General features: G+C 68.2%; 19 protein-coding genes and 2 tRNA genes. 3 read left to right on the top strand and 18 right to left on the bottom strand.

Going from position 1 to position 17,221, the window contains the following annotated elements:
* Positions 1–821 (bottom strand): protein-methionine-sulfoxide reductase catalytic subunit MsrP (gene msrP, locus AC36XV_RS11885; protein ID WP_492203898.1); only part of this gene is annotated, 821 nt, incomplete at its 3' end.
* A gap of 149 nt (positions 822–970) precedes the next feature.
* Here msrP and AC36XV_RS11880 point away from each other — a divergent pair.
* Positions 971–1,327, top strand: a complete 357-nt coding sequence (locus AC36XV_RS11880; protein ID WP_492203897.1) for a hypothetical protein — start codon at positions 971–973, stop codon at positions 1,325–1,327.
* 205 nt (positions 1,328–1,532) lie between these two features.
* The gene (locus AC36XV_RS11875; RefSeq protein WP_492203896.1) at positions 1,533–1,919 is read left to right on the top strand and encodes a hypothetical protein; all 387 of its coding nucleotides are present in this window, start codon (positions 1,533–1,535) and stop codon (positions 1,917–1,919) included.
* Between the two features lie 190 nt (positions 1,920–2,109).
* Here the strand turns inward: AC36XV_RS11875 and AC36XV_RS11870 are convergent.
* From AC36XV_RS11870 to eno, 4 genes are all read right to left on the bottom strand, one after another.
* A tRNA-Met gene (locus AC36XV_RS11870) sits at positions 2,110–2,184 on the bottom strand.
* A 52-nt stretch (positions 2,185–2,236) separates the two neighbouring features.
* Positions 2,237–2,310 (bottom strand) — tRNA-Met (locus tag AC36XV_RS11865).
* Between the two features lie 51 nt (positions 2,311–2,361).
* Positions 2,362–2,685, bottom strand: a complete 324-nt coding sequence (locus AC36XV_RS11860) for an FtsB family cell division protein (RefSeq protein ID WP_492203895.1) — start codon at positions 2,683–2,685, stop codon at positions 2,362–2,364.
* On the bottom strand, positions 2,678–3,964 hold the full coding sequence (gene eno / locus AC36XV_RS11855; RefSeq protein ID WP_492203894.1) for a phosphopyruvate hydratase: 1,287 nt from the start codon (positions 3,962–3,964) through the stop codon (positions 2,678–2,680). Before eno ends, AC36XV_RS11860 begins: the two co-directional genes overlap by 8 nt.
* 115 nt (positions 3,965–4,079) lie before the next feature.
* Between eno and AC36XV_RS11850 the strand changes: the two genes are divergently transcribed.
* Positions 4,080–4,925: an SPFH domain-containing protein gene (locus AC36XV_RS11850; RefSeq protein ID WP_492203893.1), complete on the top strand. Its 846-nt coding sequence runs from the start codon at positions 4,080–4,082 to the stop codon at positions 4,923–4,925.
* Here AC36XV_RS11850 and AC36XV_RS11845 read toward each other — a convergent pair.
* From AC36XV_RS11845 to AC36XV_RS11785, 13 genes are all read right to left on the bottom strand, one after another.
* Positions 4,906–5,658, bottom strand: a complete 753-nt coding sequence (locus AC36XV_RS11845) for a lysophospholipid acyltransferase family protein (protein ID WP_492203892.1) — start codon at positions 5,656–5,658, stop codon at positions 4,906–4,908. The two genes, AC36XV_RS11850 and AC36XV_RS11845, sit on opposite strands and share 20 nt — an antisense overlap.
* A gap of 3 nt (positions 5,659–5,661) precedes the next feature.
* The gene (gene thiL, locus AC36XV_RS11840) at positions 5,662–6,687 is read right to left on the bottom strand and encodes a thiamine-phosphate kinase (protein WP_492203891.1); all 1,026 of its coding nucleotides are present in this window, start codon (positions 6,685–6,687) and stop codon (positions 5,662–5,664) included.
* The gene (locus tag AC36XV_RS11835) at positions 6,684–8,303 is read right to left on the bottom strand and encodes a hypothetical protein (protein WP_492203890.1); all 1,620 of its coding nucleotides are present in this window, start codon (positions 8,301–8,303) and stop codon (positions 6,684–6,686) included. The genes thiL and AC36XV_RS11835 overlap by 4 nt, the downstream gene beginning before the upstream one ends.
* Positions 8,304–8,307: 4 nt before the next feature.
* A complete protein-coding gene (locus AC36XV_RS11830) occupies positions 8,308–9,891 on the bottom strand; it encodes an NAD(P)H-hydrate dehydratase (RefSeq protein WP_492203889.1) in 1,584 nt (527 codons plus the stop codon).
* Between the two features lie 39 nt (positions 9,892–9,930).
* Positions 9,931–10,128 (bottom strand): hypothetical protein, encoded by a 198-nt coding sequence (locus AC36XV_RS11825; protein WP_492203888.1) that lies wholly within the window; start codon positions 10,126–10,128, stop codon positions 9,931–9,933.
* 101 nt (positions 10,129–10,229) lie between these two features.
* Positions 10,230–10,610, bottom strand: coding sequence for a Minf_1886 family protein (locus tag AC36XV_RS11820; protein WP_492203887.1), 381 nt, complete (start codon positions 10,608–10,610; stop codon positions 10,230–10,232).
* 107 nt (positions 10,611–10,717) lie between these two features.
* Positions 10,718–11,290, bottom strand: coding sequence for a YigZ family protein (locus AC36XV_RS11815; RefSeq protein ID WP_492203886.1), 573 nt, complete (start codon positions 11,288–11,290; stop codon positions 10,718–10,720).
* Positions 11,291–11,384: 94 nt separating this feature from the next.
* A complete protein-coding gene (gene glyA, locus AC36XV_RS11810) occupies positions 11,385–12,698 on the bottom strand; it encodes a serine hydroxymethyltransferase (protein ID WP_492203885.1) in 1,314 nt (437 codons plus the stop codon).
* Positions 12,699–12,703: 5 nt separating this feature from the next.
* On the bottom strand, positions 12,704–13,753 hold the full coding sequence (locus tag AC36XV_RS11805; RefSeq protein ID WP_492203900.1) for a Glu/Leu/Phe/Val family dehydrogenase: 1,050 nt from the start codon (positions 13,751–13,753) through the stop codon (positions 12,704–12,706).
* A 56-nt stretch (positions 13,754–13,809) separates the two neighbouring features.
* Entirely contained in the window at positions 13,810–14,997 is a 1,188-nt protein-coding gene (locus AC36XV_RS11800) for an acyl-CoA dehydrogenase family protein (RefSeq protein WP_492203884.1), read from the bottom strand.
* The gene (locus AC36XV_RS11795) at positions 14,990–15,856 is read right to left on the bottom strand and encodes a 3-hydroxyacyl-CoA dehydrogenase family protein (RefSeq protein ID WP_492203899.1); all 867 of its coding nucleotides are present in this window, start codon (positions 15,854–15,856) and stop codon (positions 14,990–14,992) included. The genes AC36XV_RS11800 and AC36XV_RS11795 overlap by 8 nt, the downstream gene beginning before the upstream one ends.
* Positions 15,857–15,903: 47 nt before the next feature.
* Complete coding sequence (locus tag AC36XV_RS11790; RefSeq protein ID WP_492203883.1) at positions 15,904–16,845, bottom strand: CPBP family intramembrane glutamic endopeptidase; 942 nt, start codon at positions 16,843–16,845, stop codon at positions 15,904–15,906.
* Between the two features lie 3 nt (positions 16,846–16,848).
* A partial coding sequence (locus AC36XV_RS11785) for a biotin transporter BioY (protein ID WP_492203882.1) occupies positions 16,849–17,221 on the bottom strand: 373 nt, incomplete at its 5' end.

Here is a 17,221-nt window from a genome sequence, read left to right as displayed (position 1 = left end):
GGAGCGGATACGGCCCAGCTCGTGGCCGGCATGTCCTCCACGAACCGGATTCGAACGATCGACTTGATGCTCTTGAAGCCGTACTTCCAGGGAACGACGAGCCTCAACGGCGCCCCGTTCTGGTTCGGCAGATCCCTTCCGTACACCCCTGTCGCCAGGAGCGTGAGCGGGTGCATGGCCTCGTCCATCCGCAGCCCTTCGACGTAGGGCCAATCGAGCACCCGGCGACGCTGTCCTGGCATCTGCTCGGGATCGTACAGCGTGGTGAACTCCACGAACCGGGCCTTTCCGGTGGGCTCCAGACGCCGGATCACCTCCGCGAGGGGCACGCCGGACCACGGAATCACCATGGACCAGGCCTCGACGCAGCGAAGCCGGTAGATCCGCTCTTCGATGTCGTGGGGCGCCAGCAGGTCATCGAGGTCGTACCTGCCGAGTCGGCCGACCTCGCCCGACACCTCCACCGACCACGGCTCCGTGACGAGGGTGTGGGCGTTGCGGGCCGGATCCTCCTTGCCCGTGCCGAACTCGTAAAAGTTGTTGTAACCGGTCACGTCGGAGTATGGGGTCAGGGGCTCATCGAGATCCGAACGAACCCGCTCCCAGTCCCGTTCCTGCGGTCCGGCGCCACCCGCGGGCTCTCCGGACGGCCGGCGCGACTCCATCCCCTCCGACTCGTCGCACGCCATGAGGGCGCCGGGAACGAGAGCCGCGGCCGCGGCGATCTTCGCCGATCGGCCGATGAAGTGGCGTCGGTTCAGGTACACCCGGTATGGCGTGATCTCCGAAGATCGTATGTCGCTCGACCGGCGAAACAGCATCGGCTCCTCCGTCTATGTCTCCCTTCCCCGCTCGCACACGTGTAACAAATCTCTCGCAAGCAAGTTCCCGGAGGGCCCCGATCCGCCTGTCGGTCCTCCAGATCCGCAAGTAACTTCGTCCGTCAACCCGGACTTCTGCGGAGGAAGAGATGGACGCCCACTGGAAGATCGAGCGCTACGCCGTGTACCTGAGATCTCCTTCGCTCGGCGCCGGAGGGAATGCGGTTCCCCACATCATCCTCCTCCTCGGCCCGGAGCAGGACCAGAGAGCGTACCTCTACTTCCTGAACGACATGCAGCAGAAGCCGGCCAACCGGTACACGGGCGCCTACTGGGCCGGGTACTTCAACCGCACCCAGTATCCGGACATCCTCGACCTGCTGCGCAACGAGATGCCCGTCTACTTCCACTACAACGACTCGATCGGACACGCCCAGCTGCAGACGGCCCTCGAGACGGCCGGCGTTGGGGACGAGGATTACGCGTTGCCCCGCGACGAGGAGTAGGAGCAGGGGCAAGATTCGCCGTCGAGGTCCGTGCGGGGCGCGATCAAGCCGCGGTGAGGCTTCAGGCGCTACCTACCCCACGCGCCGGGTGGTCTCGCCGTTGGCTCGAGTGCCTGCGGCGGCACGCCGGGCGCTTCGCTTTGATCATCACTTGACCGACCTGAAATAGGCTCACGGTGCGTCTTCCACTGACCGGAGGTGAACCGTGTTCCGCAGCCGCCCTGTCTCCATCGTCCTGGTCGGATTGTTCGTGTGGCAGACCGGGTGCACCTACTACCGTCCGGTCGAAATCGTCGACCTGCCTCAGAAGCGAGAGGTGCGTGTCACTCTCGGGGACGGAAGGCACCAGGCTGTTCATAACCCGTGGGTGGACGGCGATGACTTGAGAGGATGGCGGACGAGCGCCGGACCTAAAGATACGAAGCCCGGTGTCGGTGGCGACCTCGCCTTCAAACTCGACAGCGTCTCTTCCATCGAAACGAGACACGTCTCGGCGGGTCGGACCGCTGCCCTGGCCATGCTCGGAGTACTTCTGACCGGAGGGCTCATCTTCGCCGCCAGCGATCCGTGCTGGGGCCTCGGGTGTGAGTAACGGCCCACCCGCGAGCGCGGCGAGCGGACCCACCCGCGACCGGATGACTGGCTTGGAGAGAATGCTGCGAAAGGAGGAGTGGCAGGGGCGGGATTCGCCGTCGAGCGAAGCGAGACATTCCGCGAGCGCGGCGAGCGGAACCACCCGCGACCGGATGACTGGCTTGGAGAGAATGCTGCGAAAGGAGGAGTGGCAGGGGCGGGATTCGAACCCGCGACCTAGGGCTTATGAGTCCCCCGCTCTGACCAGACTGAGCTACCCTGCCAAACAGAGCGGCCGGAGAGAATCCCCGGCCACTCGAGCCAACGTTCCGCCAGTAGCGGGGGCAGGATTCGAACCTGCGACCTTCGGGTTATGAGCCCGACGAGCTACCAGACTGCTCCACCCCGCAACGCGCCGCCAAAGTAGAGTTGAGAAGCAGAAGCGTCAAGCTGCCGCACGCCTATTCCGGCGCCTCCTCCGCCTCGCCGCCGTCCACCGGGTGGAAGCGAACCACGACTTCGCCCGGCTTCACCAGGCCGTGCTCTTCCCGTGCCGTGCGCTCGATCGCCAGCGGATCCGACTCGAGGCTGTCCGCCCGCTGCTCGAGCGAGTCGGTGCGTGCGATCAGGGAGTCCAGTCGATCCACCAGCTCGGCCCGCTCCGCCCGCATCTCGCGGATGTCCATCACGCTGTATACACCGCCGAACAGCATGTGGTACCCGGCCGCCGTCACCAGGGCGGCGATGAACCCCCGGAACCCCCACCGGCGGACCGACTCACGCATAGACGGCTCTGCCCGGATACCGGGCCGACGTACCCAGCTCCTGCTCGATCCGGAGAAGCCGGTTGTACTTCGCCACTCGCTCCGACCGGCATGCCGATCCGGTCTTGATCTGTCCGGCCGACGTGGCCACTGCCAGGTCGGAGATGAACGTGTCTTCCGTCTCGCCGGAACGATGCGAGATCACGGACGTGTATCCGGCGTCCCGGCCCACCTCGATCGCACGCAGCGTCTCCGTGACCGTCCCGATCTGGTTGAGCTTGATGAGGATGGAATTGGCCACCTTCATCTCGATGCCCCTCGCCAGCCGGTCGACGTTGGTGACGAAGAGATCGTCACCCACGATCTGCACTCGGGCCCCGAGCCTCTCCGTGAGCTGCCTCCATCCCTCCCAGTCATCTTCGGCCAGCCCGTCCTCGATCGACACGATCGGATACCGGTCCAACCACTCCTCGTACAGGTCGACCATGGCGCCCGGCGTCAGGGAGACGCGCTCTCCCGAACCCTCGAAGACGTACGAGCCGCTGGCCGGATCGAACAGCTCCGTGGCTGCGGCGTCCAGCGCCACCGCGACATCGCGGCCGGCCTCGTAGCCGGCGTCCTCGATGGCCTCGAGGACCACGTCGAGCGCCTCGGCATCGGAGCCCAGATTCGGAGCCACGCCTCCTTCGTCCCCCACGGCCGTGTTGTGGCCCTCGGAGCTCAGCCTCTTCTTGAGCGCATGGAACACCTCGGTGCCGGCCCGGAGCCCCTCCGCGAAGGTGGGCGCACCGACCGGGACGACCATGAACTCCTGGATGTCGACGCTGTTGTCGGCGTGGGCGCCCCCGTTCAGGATGTTCATCATCGGTACCGGCAGCGTGTGTACGCCTTCGCCCCCGAGATGTCGATACAGGGGGATCTCCAGCTGCGCCGCCGCGGCGCGGGCCGCGGCCATCGATACCGAGAGGATCGCGTTGGCCCCCAGTCGGCTCTTGTTCGCCGTACCGTCGAGCGCGATCAGCGCGTCATCGATCCCCGCCTGGTCCCTCGCGTCACGACCGGTCAACGCCGTTCGAATCTCGCCGTTCACATGTCCCACGGCCTTGAGAACGCCCTTGCCCCCGTAGCGCGCGGGATCGCCATCCCGGAGCTCGACCGCCTCGTGCTGCCCCGTGGACGCACCGCTCGGCACCGCGGCCCGGCCCACGGCGCCGCTGTCCAGCGTGACCTCGGCCTCTACGGTTGGATTTCCCCTCGAGTCCAGGATCTCTCGAGCGTGTATGTCCTTGATCTTGGGCATGATATGGCTTCCCCATGGTTTGCGGGGGGTGTCAGATTGCTCAACGAAGTTTCAAATTGACCCGGACCGGAGCACCAGACAATAGCGATACGATTCACGCATGGGTGGAGGACGCATGTTGAAGAGACTCCTGCAACAGGCCGGCACCGTGGGCGCGGGCATCGCGATCCTCGCGGTGATCCTGCTCTTCTTCTTCGGGTTCAACCGGGTGGACCAGTACGAAGTGGCCGTGAAGCGGAACCCGGTCACGGGAGCGGTGAGCGGGACGCCCTACTATCAGGGCCTTTACCACTCCATTCTCCGCTCGTGGACCAACTACTCCACGCGGGAAATCCAGTACCCGCGGGAAGGAGCCGCGGAACGCCTCACCGCCCTCTCGTCGGACCAGCTGCAGATCGGGGTCGACGCCGCCTACCGGTACCGCATCAACGGCGATTCGGTGGTCAACCTGTACCTCGCGATCGGGAATCCCGCCGACATTCACGCCTACGTCTACAACACCTATCGATCCGCCGTGCGGGACGCGATCGCCGAGGTCGCCGCCGCCCAGATCCTGTCCAGCGACCGGGCGACCATCGGCGACCGCATCGAGCGCCTGATGGCCAATCGTCTGGAGCCTCGGGGCATTCTCGTGACCGACTTCTTCGTGCGCGAGATCGAGCCGCCGGAGACGATCCGGCAGGCGATCGAGAACAAGCTGGCCCGTGAACAGCAGGTGCAGGCGGAGGCCTACCAGACGCAGGTCGTCGAGGAACAGGCGAACCAGAAGAGAGCCGAGGCCGCCGGCATCCGGGACGCGCAGGAGATCATCGCGACGAGCCTCACCGGGGTCCAGGGCCAGCGCTACCTGTACTGGAGGTACCTCGAGGTCCTCGGAGAGGTGGGCGGCGGCTCCAACAACCTGGTGATCGCGCCCACCGAGGGCGGCGTCCCGATCTTCTTCACCCCCGACCGGCAGTAGCGGTGGCTCCCCTGGAGGGAGCGGGAACTCCTCTCGCTCCCTCCAGCATTCCCCCGATGGCGGCCCGCACCGCCTGGAGCACTTCGTCGCGGTCCTGGACGCTCTTCCCTTCCGTAGGGATGGGAGGAGAAATCGAGAGGACCATGTCGGAAGCCCGGATCCGGCCGCGCCTCGCCACCCGGTAGCCTCCATCCAGGGCGATCGGCACGATCGGCGCCTGCGTCTCGATCGCCAGCACGAAGGTCCCCTTCTTGAACTCCTGCAACTGTCCGGTAGGGGATCGCGTGCCCTCGGGGAACAACCCCAGAGAGAGGCCCTGACGCTTCATCCTCTCCCCCGCCCGTCGCATCGCACGCGACGCCTCTCGGCGGTCCTTTCGATCGATGAACACGTGTCCGGCCGCCGACATCGCCTGGGCCATGATCGGGATCCGGCCGAGCTCCCTCTTGGCGACGAACCGGACCGAGGCGGGGACGGTTGCCAGGATGGCGAAGATGTCGAAGATCGACTGGTGGTTGGCGACGAAGATCTGGGCCTCCGTCCGGCTGACGTGCTCCAGTCCGTGGACCGTCAGGTTCACACCGGCCGCCCGGAGCTCGACACGCCCCCAGTTGCGATGCACCCAGTCGTGCAGGGCCGCCGGGGCCCGGACCAGTCCGCCGACGATGGACACGGTCGAGAAGAAGGCGGTAGCCGGTACGGTCACGATCCAGAACCAGACCGTCCTCAGCACCGCTCAGTCTCCCGCTTGAAAGTGGTCGAAGCCACCGGCCGGCGGTTCCATCGGATTCCCGGCCGCATCGAGCCATTCGACACCGGCCCCCTCTTCCACCGTGCCCACCCGCACCCATTCGACCCCGGTCTGCGCGGAGCGCCCTGGCGGTCCGACCGTGTAGCTGCCGGGAGCGAGGGCAGCGAGCAGCTCGTAGTCCTCGCCTCCTCCGACCGCCAGGGCGAGAGCGTACTCCTCGACGGCCCAGCTCTCGAGGCCGGCGTGAAGCGGGATGCGGGACGCCTCGATCACCAGGCGGGCGTCCGAGGCGACCGCCAGGTGGGCCGCATCGGAGGCGAGTCCGTCCGACAGGTCGATCATCGCGTGCACGTCGGCTTCCTCGCACAGACGCCTCGCCTCACGCCAGCGCACACGCGGCCTCTCGAACGAGCGCCTCGCGACGGGATCGGGCTCGAGGCCGCCCTTCCATGCCGAAGTCGCGAGCGCCGCCGCACCCAGCGAGCCGCTGACCCAGAGCTCGTCGCCGGGTCGCGCACCGGACCGGGTCACCGGGCGCCGCGCCGTCCCGATCACCGCGAGATCGAGGACCACCGGACCCGGAGAGCGTGACAGGTCCCCTCCGAGGAGGGTCGCACCGGTATCGCGCAGACAGGCGCCGACCCCGCCCGCCAGCTCATCCAGCGTACGCCCGTCCACTTCGGGCGGGATCGCGAGAGAGAGCAGCACGCCGAGCGGTCGCGCGGCCATCGCCGCCAGGTCGCTGAGCGCCGAAGCGGCGGCCCGATAGCCGATGGCCTCCCAGGTGAGCCACTCGCGGAGGAAATGCACTCCTTCCACCGTCATATCCGAGCTCAGAACCACGAACTCGCCCTCCGGGACGCGGAGTGCCGCCGCGTCGTCACCGGGACCGATCTTCACTTCGGCCACGTCCGGCGCGGCCGTCGATTCCACGAGCCGGCGGATGCGGAGGAATTCGGGGCTGTCCCGCAGCGGCCAGCGGAGCGGGCCCGACCCGGTCTGCCCGCTCAATGTCGCACCTCCAGTCGCAGCGCTCCCGCCGGCAGCGCCAGCCACGCCTCGTTCTCCGTCGGCACCGAAATCGCGTTCACCGCCGTCTCCCCTCGCGGACCGGGGGGAAGATCCGGACCGAAGGAATAGGTGTGCACGAGACCCCCCGTCGTTTCCACCACCGTGACCCCGGCAGCGGTGCCGACCCAGAGCGCGGTGTCGTGGAGCGAGAGCGCGGAAACGGCGGCCCTTGCCCTTCCGATCGATTCGAGGCGCCTCCAGTCGGATCCGGAGCCGGGCTTCCACCACACCTCCCGGCCCAGTCCGGCGAACACCGTGTCTCCCGCAGCGACCAGCGCCCCCACCGGTTCCCTCAGCACCGACGGGCCCTCGGCGCGCCTCGGAGGCCGAGCGCCCGTCGAATCCGGCACCGGCATGGTGAACAGACCGCCCGGGGTCCCGATCCACACCTGCCCGGCTGCCTCGACCACGGACCTCACCTCCCTTCCCCCGAGCACATCGACGTCCACGCCGCCTCCGGGACCCATCACCCGGAGCAGGCCCTGTTCGGTACCGACCCAGACGGAGCGGGACCCGGGTCCCGACGCCGGCGCCAGGCAGACGGTCGGCAGCCGAGCCAGCCCGACCGCCCGCTCGGCCTGCCACTCCTCGCCCCCGTCCGGCATCCAGTACACACCCGACCGCGCGGCGGCCCAGATCCCCCCCGGCGCCCTGGCAAGGGCCCGGACGCCCTCCGGAACCGCTCGCGACGAATCCGCCCGCCACACCGACCACCTCTGTAGGTCCGCCGTCCCCAGGGCGACCCCGTACCTGCCCTCGAGGGCGCGGTCAGGAGCCAGCCACACCTGATTCCCCGTGGCCAGCACCGCGGCCATCCCCGCGCCCACCGGGCCGAACATCGCCTTGCGACCCATTTGTGAGACCTGCTCGTAGAAGACGAGAGATTCGCCCGCGGTCGCGAGCCACCAGAACCCGGCCGAACGGCCGGGCATCACGTCCAGTACTCGGACCGGGCCGCTCCCGTAGAACCGCGCCGCCTGTCGGGCTCCGTCGAGAAAGAACGGATCGGCGATCGCTTCGGCTCGGGCCCTGAGGTCGGGGAGGGATGCGATGGCTCCCCGAACCGCTCCCGGATCGGCGCGCCGGAGGTTCCGGCTGAACGTATCCAGTCGCCACCATTCTCCACCCATGCGGACATAGAGATCCGATCCGGCGGCGTCTGCAGGGACGATGTCGGTCACCGCCTGCCGCACCGGAATGCGATCGCGGAATCGACGGCTGAACGGATCGAACTGGAACAGCTCCCGCGAGGCGGCGATCCAGACCGAACCATCTCTTCGGTCGAAGGCGAGCGCGGTCGGGGGAAAGGCGGGGTATCCGTCTTCGACGGTGACCGGCGGCTCCACGCTTTCGAACGCCTCGTCCAGGGTCACCAGCCCACCCGACGTCGCCGCAAACAACGCCGAGGGCGAGCGGGCCAGGGCGGTGACGATCCCGAAGTCGGTGATCAGGACGCGCTCATCGGTCCGCCAGCCCCCCGTCTGCGCGGGAAGCCCGCTGGCGACCATGAGGGAGAGGAGGCCCACGAGCAGCCACCGGCCTCCCGGGCGACCCATCACCTCATGCCCCGGAGACGAAGATCAGTGGACCGGCGGGCGGGCCCAGACGCGAGAGACGGGCGCGGACGTCCGGCAGTCGCTCCGGAATGTCCGACGCGAGGTGCCCCGCGGGCTCGATGGCGTCTGCGGCGGCGACCCCGGTCAGCCACAACGCGGCCGCCGCCGCATCGGCCCCGGCCATGCCCGCGGCCAGAAAGGCCCCGATCAGCCCGGTGACGACATCTCCGGTGCCGCCCGAAGCCACCTCCGGCCCGCCGGTCGTGCTCACCCGAAGCGGCTCGTTCTTCACCGCGACCCAGGACGGCTGTCCTTTGAGAAGCACCGTGCAGCCGAGATCACGAGCCGCCGAGCGTGCCGCCGAGGGCGGATCCGCCAGGATCGACTCCACCTCGCAGCCTCTCAGGCGGGCGAGCTCACCGGGGTGCGGGGTCACCACATCCCTGGCGCGGAAAACCGCAGCCAGTCCGTCCATGTCGCCTTCGAAGGCGCTCAGCCCATCGGCATCCACTACCGCCGGCCGATCTCCCCTGCACGTGAGGACCCGTTGGATCAACGCCCGTCGGTCATCGCCGCGGCCGAGACCCGGCCCGATGGCCAGCGCGCCCGCCCATTCGACGGCGCCTTCGACCTCGTCCGCATCGTCCCAACCGACGTAGATCGCTCCGGGGCAGGTCTTCTGAAGGATGGTCCGGTTCGCCGGGTCCCCGAGGACCTTCAGGATGCCAATGCCTCCACGGAGCGCCGCGCGGGCCCCGAGGACCGCGGCACCGGCCATTCCCTCCCGGCCGGCGACCAGGAGCAGGTATCCGGCGCGGCCCTTGTGCGCATCAGGAGGGCGCGGAATGAGCCGCTCGGCCACCCAGCGACCGGTGATCGCCCGGGCTCCCATGGGTCCTGCTGGCGGGGGAAAGCCGATCTCCACCGCCTCGATCCGCCCGCAGTACGACCGTGCAGGAAAACGCAGCAGCCCGAGGTTCGGCCATCCGAGCGCCACCGTGAGGGAGGCCCGGATGCAGGCTCCGGCGACCTCGCCGGTCGTGAAGTCGGCCCCGCTCGGACCGTCCACCGCCACGATCGGAACCCCGCTGGCGTTCATGCGCTCGATGAGCATCGCCTGGGGCTCCCGTGGCGCTCCCGTGACTCCGGTACCGAGGATTCCATCCAGAAACACGGCGGCCCCGAGCGCGGCGGACTCGAGCTCCTGGCTGGGGCGCAGCGGAATGTCCCACCCGATGAGGACGTCGGGCTCGGGCGGGTCCGGGGTCGACAGGACGGCGGCCACCTCACGCCCCCAGGATCGGAGGGTCCGAAGGGCCACCAGAGCATCCGCGCCGTTGTGACCGCGTCCGGCGACGGCGACGATCCGGCCCTCGGGATAGTGGCGCTGGAGCCGCCGCGCGACTTCGCGGCCGGCCGCTTCGATCAGGGTCCGCTCGGTGGTGGCCCCGCTGGAGACCGCGTCCCGGTCGAGCGCTCCCATCTCGTCGGCCGTCGGAAGCCAGACGGTCTCGGCCCCGGCACGCCAGTCGGCCGCCCGGGCGTCCGGTGGTTCAGGCCGCGGGTCCGACGTCGGCTGGGTCCGCACTGCGTCGCCTCCCTCGGCACGGCGCGAGGCGTCGTGCACCTACTTGAAGGACTGGCTGATGCTCCGACCGAAGCTGATCTCGCCGTTGTCGATACGGATGTTGTATCCGCACTCGGGATTCGAGCACACCCACGCCTTGTAGCGGATCGGCGCGCCATCGCGACCATAGTCGGACAGCGGGAGCAGGACGCCCCCGTCACACCTCAGACACTTCGGGAACTGCTCTCCATTCTCCACGTCTCACCCCTCTCCCCGATCGTCGGGCAGGCCGCACGCGCGACAGGAACCGATGGCTGGAAGGGCCCGCCGCCCGCGGGCGCCGCCTCCGCGTGGACGCCCTACCGCCCCGGCACGCCCCACGGATAATCCAGCTCGAATACCTCCTCGAACGAAAAGACGTCGGCGAAGTCCTCCCGCCGATCGCTGTCCTGCTTCGTCAACACGCCGTGATCCACCAGCAGGAAGACGATCTCCCCGATGTCCTCGGTGGAGTGGACGCCCCAGTGCTCCAGCACGACGCGGGCCAGGAGACCGAACCGATCCAGGGCAAGGTCCCTCACCGCACCCGCGAGCTCGGACCCGGAGATGTGCCGCGGAGCGTCCAGCTCCGTCAGCCTCCGGTGCAGCCCGCCAAGCACGAACAGATAGGCTTCCACGGCGTACCGTGGATTGCGCCGCTGCAACTGTCCCAGCGTCTCCTGGAGCGTTGGCGCTTCCATCCACCTGCCTTCATCGTTCTGGCCCACGGCGGGTGAGCGTACGGCGCTCCGATTCCCCGCCCGACTCGGCGGTGAATCTAGAAATCCCGAGAAAACGGCGTCAAGTCTCACTCCCCGAGCAGGGACTCCCCCGGCAGCACGTTGACCCGAGCCCGGCCGCCCGTGCCCTCGGCGACCAGGCGGCGGAGGGCGTCGACCTCCGAAGCGGGCAGCGCGACCTCGAGCTCCGCCCGGTCGCCGTAGGATTCCCGAAGCCGAACCCCGCCGGTGGCTTCGACGCAGCGAGCGATGCAGCCGGTGTCGAGGTAGCCGTAGGAAACCAGGACCTTGCGAGCTCGAACGACACTGCGGGACGGGGTCCGCTGAAGGGCCAGGTCCGCGGCCATCCCGTACGCTCTCCCGAGGCCGCCGGTGCCCAACTTGGTGCCACCGAAATACCGGGTCACCACGACGACGACATCCACCAGGTCCGCGCGCTCGATCGCGGACAGCAGCGGTCGGCCGCCGGTCCCGGAAGGTTCTCCATCATCGTCGAAGCGAGACTCACCGGTTCGAAGAACCGCTGCGTACACGTGGTGGGTGGCGTCGTGAAACCGGCGCCGTTCGACGTCCCGGCGCCCGATCGCCGAGTCGAGGTCGCCCGCCGGAGCGGTGACCGCGATGAACCGGGATCCCTTCACACGGTGCTCCGCCTCGGCCGATCCCGAGGCGATACGAAACGAGCCCGGCCGATTCACCTTCCCTCGGTATGGGGGGGGCGCCGGCTCCCGCGGCTCATGCGATCTCCGCGGCGCTCACCTCCGGGTCCGCCACCAGGGGGAACTGGCTGGCGAGATCGTGCACCTCCGACCGCACGGCGGCGACCACCGACTCGTCTCCACCGGAGCGGAGCGCACGATCGATCATTCCCGCGATCGCCTCCATCTCCGGCTTCCGCATCCCGCGCGTGGTGAGGGCCGGGGTCCCGATGCGGATCCCAGAGGTCACGAAGGGCGACCGTGTCTCCCCGGGGACCGTGTTCTTGTTCACCGTGATGTCGGCCTGACCCAGGTACTCCTCGGCGTCCTTTCCGGACAGGTCAGTCTCCCGAAGGTCCACGAGGAGCAGGTGCGTGTCGGTTCCATCGGACACGAGATTCCAGCCCCGCTCCATGAGACCCTCCGCAAGGGCCCGCGCGTTCTCGACGATCCGGGCGGCATACCGGCGGAAAGCCGCCGACTGCGCTTCGTGCAGGGCCACCGCCTTGGCCGCGATCACGTGCTCGAGAGGTCCGCCCTGCATGCCCGGAAAGACGGACTTGTCGATCGCTCGGGCATGCTCCTCCTTGCACAGAATCAGGCCGCCTCGGGGACCCCTCAACGTCTTGTGGGTCGTCGTGGTCACCACGTCCGCGAAAGGCACCGGGGACGGGTGAACTCCGGCCGCCACCAGCCCCGCGATGTGAGCCATGTCGACGAGCAGCATCGCCCCCACTTCTCCGGCGATGGCCGCGAAGGCCTCGAAATCGAGCGTCCGGGGGTACGCACTCGCCCCCGCCACGATCATGGCCGGCCGCTCCCGGCGAGCGAGCTCCGCCACGACGTCCATGTCGACGCGCCCGTCCTCTTCGCGAACCCCGTACGGGACGACGTCATACAGTTGCCCGCTGAAGTTCACCGGGGAGCCGTGCGTCAGATGGCCACCGTGCGACAGGTCCATCCCGAGGAGCTTCGCCCCCGGTTCCAGGAAGGCGAAATAGGCCGCCATGTTGGCCTGCGCGCCGCTGTGCGGCTGGACGTTCGCGTGATCCGCCCCGAAGAGCTCACGGGCACGGCTTCTCGCCAGATCCTCGACGACATCCACCTGCTCGCAGCCACCGTAGTAGCGCTTCCCGGGATAGCCCTCGGCGTACTTGTTGGTGAGCACGGAGCCCATCGCCTCGAGCACGGCCCCGGACACGAAGTTCTCGCTGGCGATCAGCTCGAGGCCCTCCCGCTGACGGGCCGCCTCGGCCTGGATGGCCGAGAACACCTCGGGGTCGACCACCTGGAGGTGGTCACACGACGGAGCCACATCCGTCTCACCCGGACGCACCGGATCGAAGTCCATGGCGCTCATACGTACGTGCGGTGCAACTGAGTGACCGCATGCACCCGGCGCAGAGCTACTTCGTCGGCCGCTTCCGCGCTCGTGATCCCCTCCGCCCCGGCCAGGTCGAAGATGGCGAGCAGCGTCGCGTAGATCTCTCCCGCCTTGCGCTTCGACCGCTCGAGAGTCCAACCGGCGAGCTCGGAGTAGACGTTGATCAGCCCGCCCGCATTGATCACGTAGTCGGGGGCGTACAGGATATCGCGCTCCTCGAGCATCGCCGCATGCCGCGACTGGGCAAGCTGATTGTTGGCCGCACCGGCGACGATCTCGACCTTGAGTCGGGGAATCGTATCGTCGTTCAGGATCGCCCCCAGCGCACACGGAGCGAACACATCCGCGTCGACGTCGTATACCTCGTCTGCGCTCACGGCTTCGCACCCGAGCTCGTCCACACAGCGCTGGACTCGTTCGTCGTCGATGTCCGCCACGAACACCTTCGCACCCTCGGCCCGAAGGTCCTCGGCGAGGAAGTAGCCCACGTGGCCGGCGCCCTGCACGACCACCGAGCGATCCGATAGATCGTCCGTCCCGAACTTCTTCAGGCTGCAGGCCTTGATGCCGCGGTAGGTGCCGTACGCGGTGACCGGAGACGGATCGCCCGACTTGCCGGCCATGCCGACCACGTGCTCGGTCTCCATGTGGATGTAGTCCATGTCGGCCACCGACGTCCCGACATCCTCGGCCGTGAAGTAACGGCCTCCGAGGGACTCCACGGCGCGACCATGCGCCCGCATGATCATCTCGCGCTGCTTGACCCGGTTGTCCCCGATGATCACCGCCTTGCCTCCACCGAGGTTCAGCCCGGCCACCGCGGCCTTGTAGGTCATGCCACGCGAGAGGCGGAGCACGTCGATCAGCGCGTCGTAGTCCGACTCGTAGTTCCAGAACCTCGTACCGCCCAGCGCCGGTCCGAGCGCCGTATTGTGGATCGCGATAATGCCCCGGTATCCACTGGAAGGATCATATGTGAAGACGACCTGCTCGTGATCGTGCTTCGAGAGGAGGTCGAACATCTCGCTCCTCTCGTCCGCGGCCTCCACGACTTTGTCCGCGTAGCGGGTGTCGGTGCTCACTGGTCGTTTCCTCTCTCCAGATATAGTTCACGTGCGATGATCATACGGTGGATCTCGCTCGTCCCCTCGTAGATCTCCGTCACCTTGGCATCTCTGAACAATCGCTCGACCGGGTACTCGCGGCTATACCCGTAACCGCCGAAGATCTGCACGGCCTGACGGGTCACCCAGGTCGCGGCCTCGCTTGCCACGAGCTTCGCCATGCTCGACAGCTTGCGCTTCCGGGCCTCGTCCCGGTCGTAGGCCAGCGCCGCGCGGTACAGCAGTCCCCGGGCGGCTTCTACGCGCGTGGCCATGTCCGCGAGCTTGAACTGGAGGCCCTGGAAGTCCTTGATCGGTCGCCCGAACTGGACCCTCTCCTCCGCGTAGTCGCGGGCGAAGTCCAGAGCGGCCTCCGCAATGCCGATGGCCTGAGCGGCGATACCGAGCCGCCCTCCCTCGAGAGCCTCGAGGGCGTACCGAAACCCGAGACCCGGCTCCCCGATCAGGTGCTCGGGCCCGAGGAAGAGGTCCTCGAGGGTGACCGCGACGGTCTCCGACCCCCGAAGTCCCATCTTCTTCTCCTTCTTGCCCGGAATGTACCCCTCGGCGTCCGTCGGCACGAGGAACGCGCCGATGCCCCGCGAGCCCTGGCGGTCGGTCGGCTCGTCCGTTCGGACCATCATCAGCACGATATCGGCCGAGGTCCCGTTGGTGACCCACATCTTGGAGCCGTTCAGCCGCCACCCGTCGCCGTCCCGTGTCGCCTGCGACACGATCGCCGCCGCATCGCTGCCGGCATCGGCCTCGGTCAGGGAGAACGCCCCCAGCAGCTCGCCGCGGGCCATGGGCCTGAGCCACCGTTCCTTCTGCGCCTCAGTTCCGTGCCGCACCAGCGTTTGCGTCGGAAGGGAGTTGTGCACGCTCATCGAAACCGCCACGGAGGGGTCTCCCCACGAGATCTCCTCCAGCACGTAGAGATACGTGAGCATGTCGAGCTCCAACCCGTCCCACTTCTCGGGAATCAGCATGCCGAGGAAGCCCAGCTCCCCCAGCTTGCGTATGGGCTCGGAGTCCGTCTCGGCCTCGTTCCGGTCGCGGTCCGCCGCTCCCGGACGAAGCTCGTCCCGGGCGAACCGCCGCGCGAGCAGCAGGATCTCCCTCTGCTCCTCCGTGAGGCGGGTCCCGGCGTGCGACCTACGCATCGCCGTACGCGTAGAATCCCCGGCCCGCCTTCCGTCCCAGCCGGCCGGCGGCGACGTACTTCGCCAGGAGCGGACAGGGCCGGTACTTGTCCTCCCCGAGATCGCGGTGCAGCACCTTCATGATGAAGAGACAGGTATCCAGCCCGATCAGGTCGGCGAGTGCCAGAGGCCCCATCGGATGGTTCATTCCCAGCTTCATCACCTTGTCAATCGCTTCGGGTCGGGCTACCCCCTCCATCAGGCAGTAGACCGCCTCGTTGATCATCGGCATGAGAATCCGGTTGGAGACGAACCCCGGAAAATCGTTCACCTCCACGGGCGTCTTCCCGATCCGTTCGCACAACCCGACCGTCAGCTCGGTGGTCGCGTCGTCGGTCTCCAGGCCCCGGATGATCTCCACCAGCTGCATCACCGGCACCGGGTTCATGAAGTGCATGCCGATGAACCGCTCCGGACGGCTCACGGTGCCCGCAAGGTCGGTGATCGAGATCGAGCTGGTGTTCGACGCGAGGATCGCTTCCCCGGAACACAGGGCGTCGAGGCGCCTGAACACCTCCAGCTTCAACTCCCGGTTCTCGGGGACGGCCTCCACGACGAGCTGCGCCTCCCCGACGGCCTCCAGCTCCGTCTCCGTCCGAACCCTCTCCAGGGCTGCGCGCGCCTCGGCCGCGTCGATGCGGTTCTTGGCCAGCTGCCGGCTCAGGTTCTTCTCGATGCTCGAGCGAGCCCTTTCGAGAGCCTCCGGCACCGCGTCGACCAGCACGACTTCGATACCGGCGAGCGCGAAGACGTGGGCGATGCCGTTCCCCATCGTCCCGGCACCGACCACGCCCGTGAGGTCTACGTGGCTGGCGTTCATGTTCCCTCCGATTCGATCGGCCTCCACCGCGTCGATGGCGGCCTTCATTATGCTTTCTCGGGATTCCCGCTCTCGATCCTCATCAGCGGTCCCCGGCTCAGAACGACGGGATCGCGCGACAGCCGGGGGCTATGCGCCGCCCAGAAGATGCCCAGCAGCGCCGCCGCCGAGAGAAGGAGGCTCGCTTCCGGGCCGTAGGCACCACCCGTCCAGAGCGGGGGCCCGTCCGTTTCGAGCTGCACCAACGGCGATCCCACGTCTAGGCCGCTCACCGGCAATCCCGCGCCGACCCCCATCGTCCAGTTCCACGCGAGGTGAGCTCCCGTCACGAGCCACAGGCTCAGCGTCCTCCAGTAGAGGATTCCGAGCAAAATCCCGGCCAGCAGCGTGTTCACCATCGCGACCCGACCGACACCCGGATTGACCCCGTGAAGGGCGGCAAAAACCACGGACGTCGCCCCCACGGCCACACCTGCTCCCCACCTTCTCGCCAGCACCTGGAGAGGGTAGCCGCGAACGGCCAGCTCCTCGAAGAACGCCGCAACCAGCAGCAGAAGCGTCACATACACGAGCGACTCGAGGGACCACGGAGCCGCGCGCTCGACCGTCGCCACTCTTGCCCAGCCTCCGACGATCATCGCTCCGAGGACCAGACCGATCAGTGCGAGCCCGATGCCGAGGCCACGAGCCAAATCGACGGCCGATCGGCGGTGCACGGCCAGGCCGAGAACCACGGGCGATCTCGACTCCACCGTGGACATCATGACCCATGTGGCGACCATCGCAGCCGCACAGGCGGCCAGCGCTCCCGCCAGAGTCAGTCGCTCCAGGGTGGCCGGAAACGCCCACGCGACGGCGCCCTGGAACAGAAGCGTCAGCAGGAGGAGGAGAACCCCATAGGCCGCCAGCCGCCAGCCCCACGGCTGGCGTTCTCCGCCCTTCTCGACGTGCCGCGCGGTGCCGACCTCCACCACCCCGCGCGGCCCCACGACCTACGAAGAGCGTCCGCGCAGGGCCGCGGGACCGAGCCGAACGATGGCGAGCACGAGCAGGATCTTCAGCACGTCCCCGACGAAGAACGGGCGCAGAATGGCACCCACGGAGACGGATCCGCCGGCCACCACGGTGAGCCAGGCGATCCCGCCCGCATGGATCACCGCGAGAGCGGCGGCCAGGCACACGGCGCCGCGCAACCAGCCTGCCCGACCCGGGTGCCACAGGCCTGCGACCGCGGCCGCCACGGGAAAGGCCAGCAGATACCCGCCTGTCGGCCCGAGCAAGTACGCCGCTCCACCTCCGGCCGCGAAGACCGGGAGTCCGGCTGCTCCTGCGAGCAGGTAGGCGGCCTGGCTGGCCGCTCCGCCT

Source organism: Candidatus Benthicola sp. (genome assembly GCF_058719085.1).
This window is presented reverse-complemented; position numbering and strand designations above follow the sequence as displayed.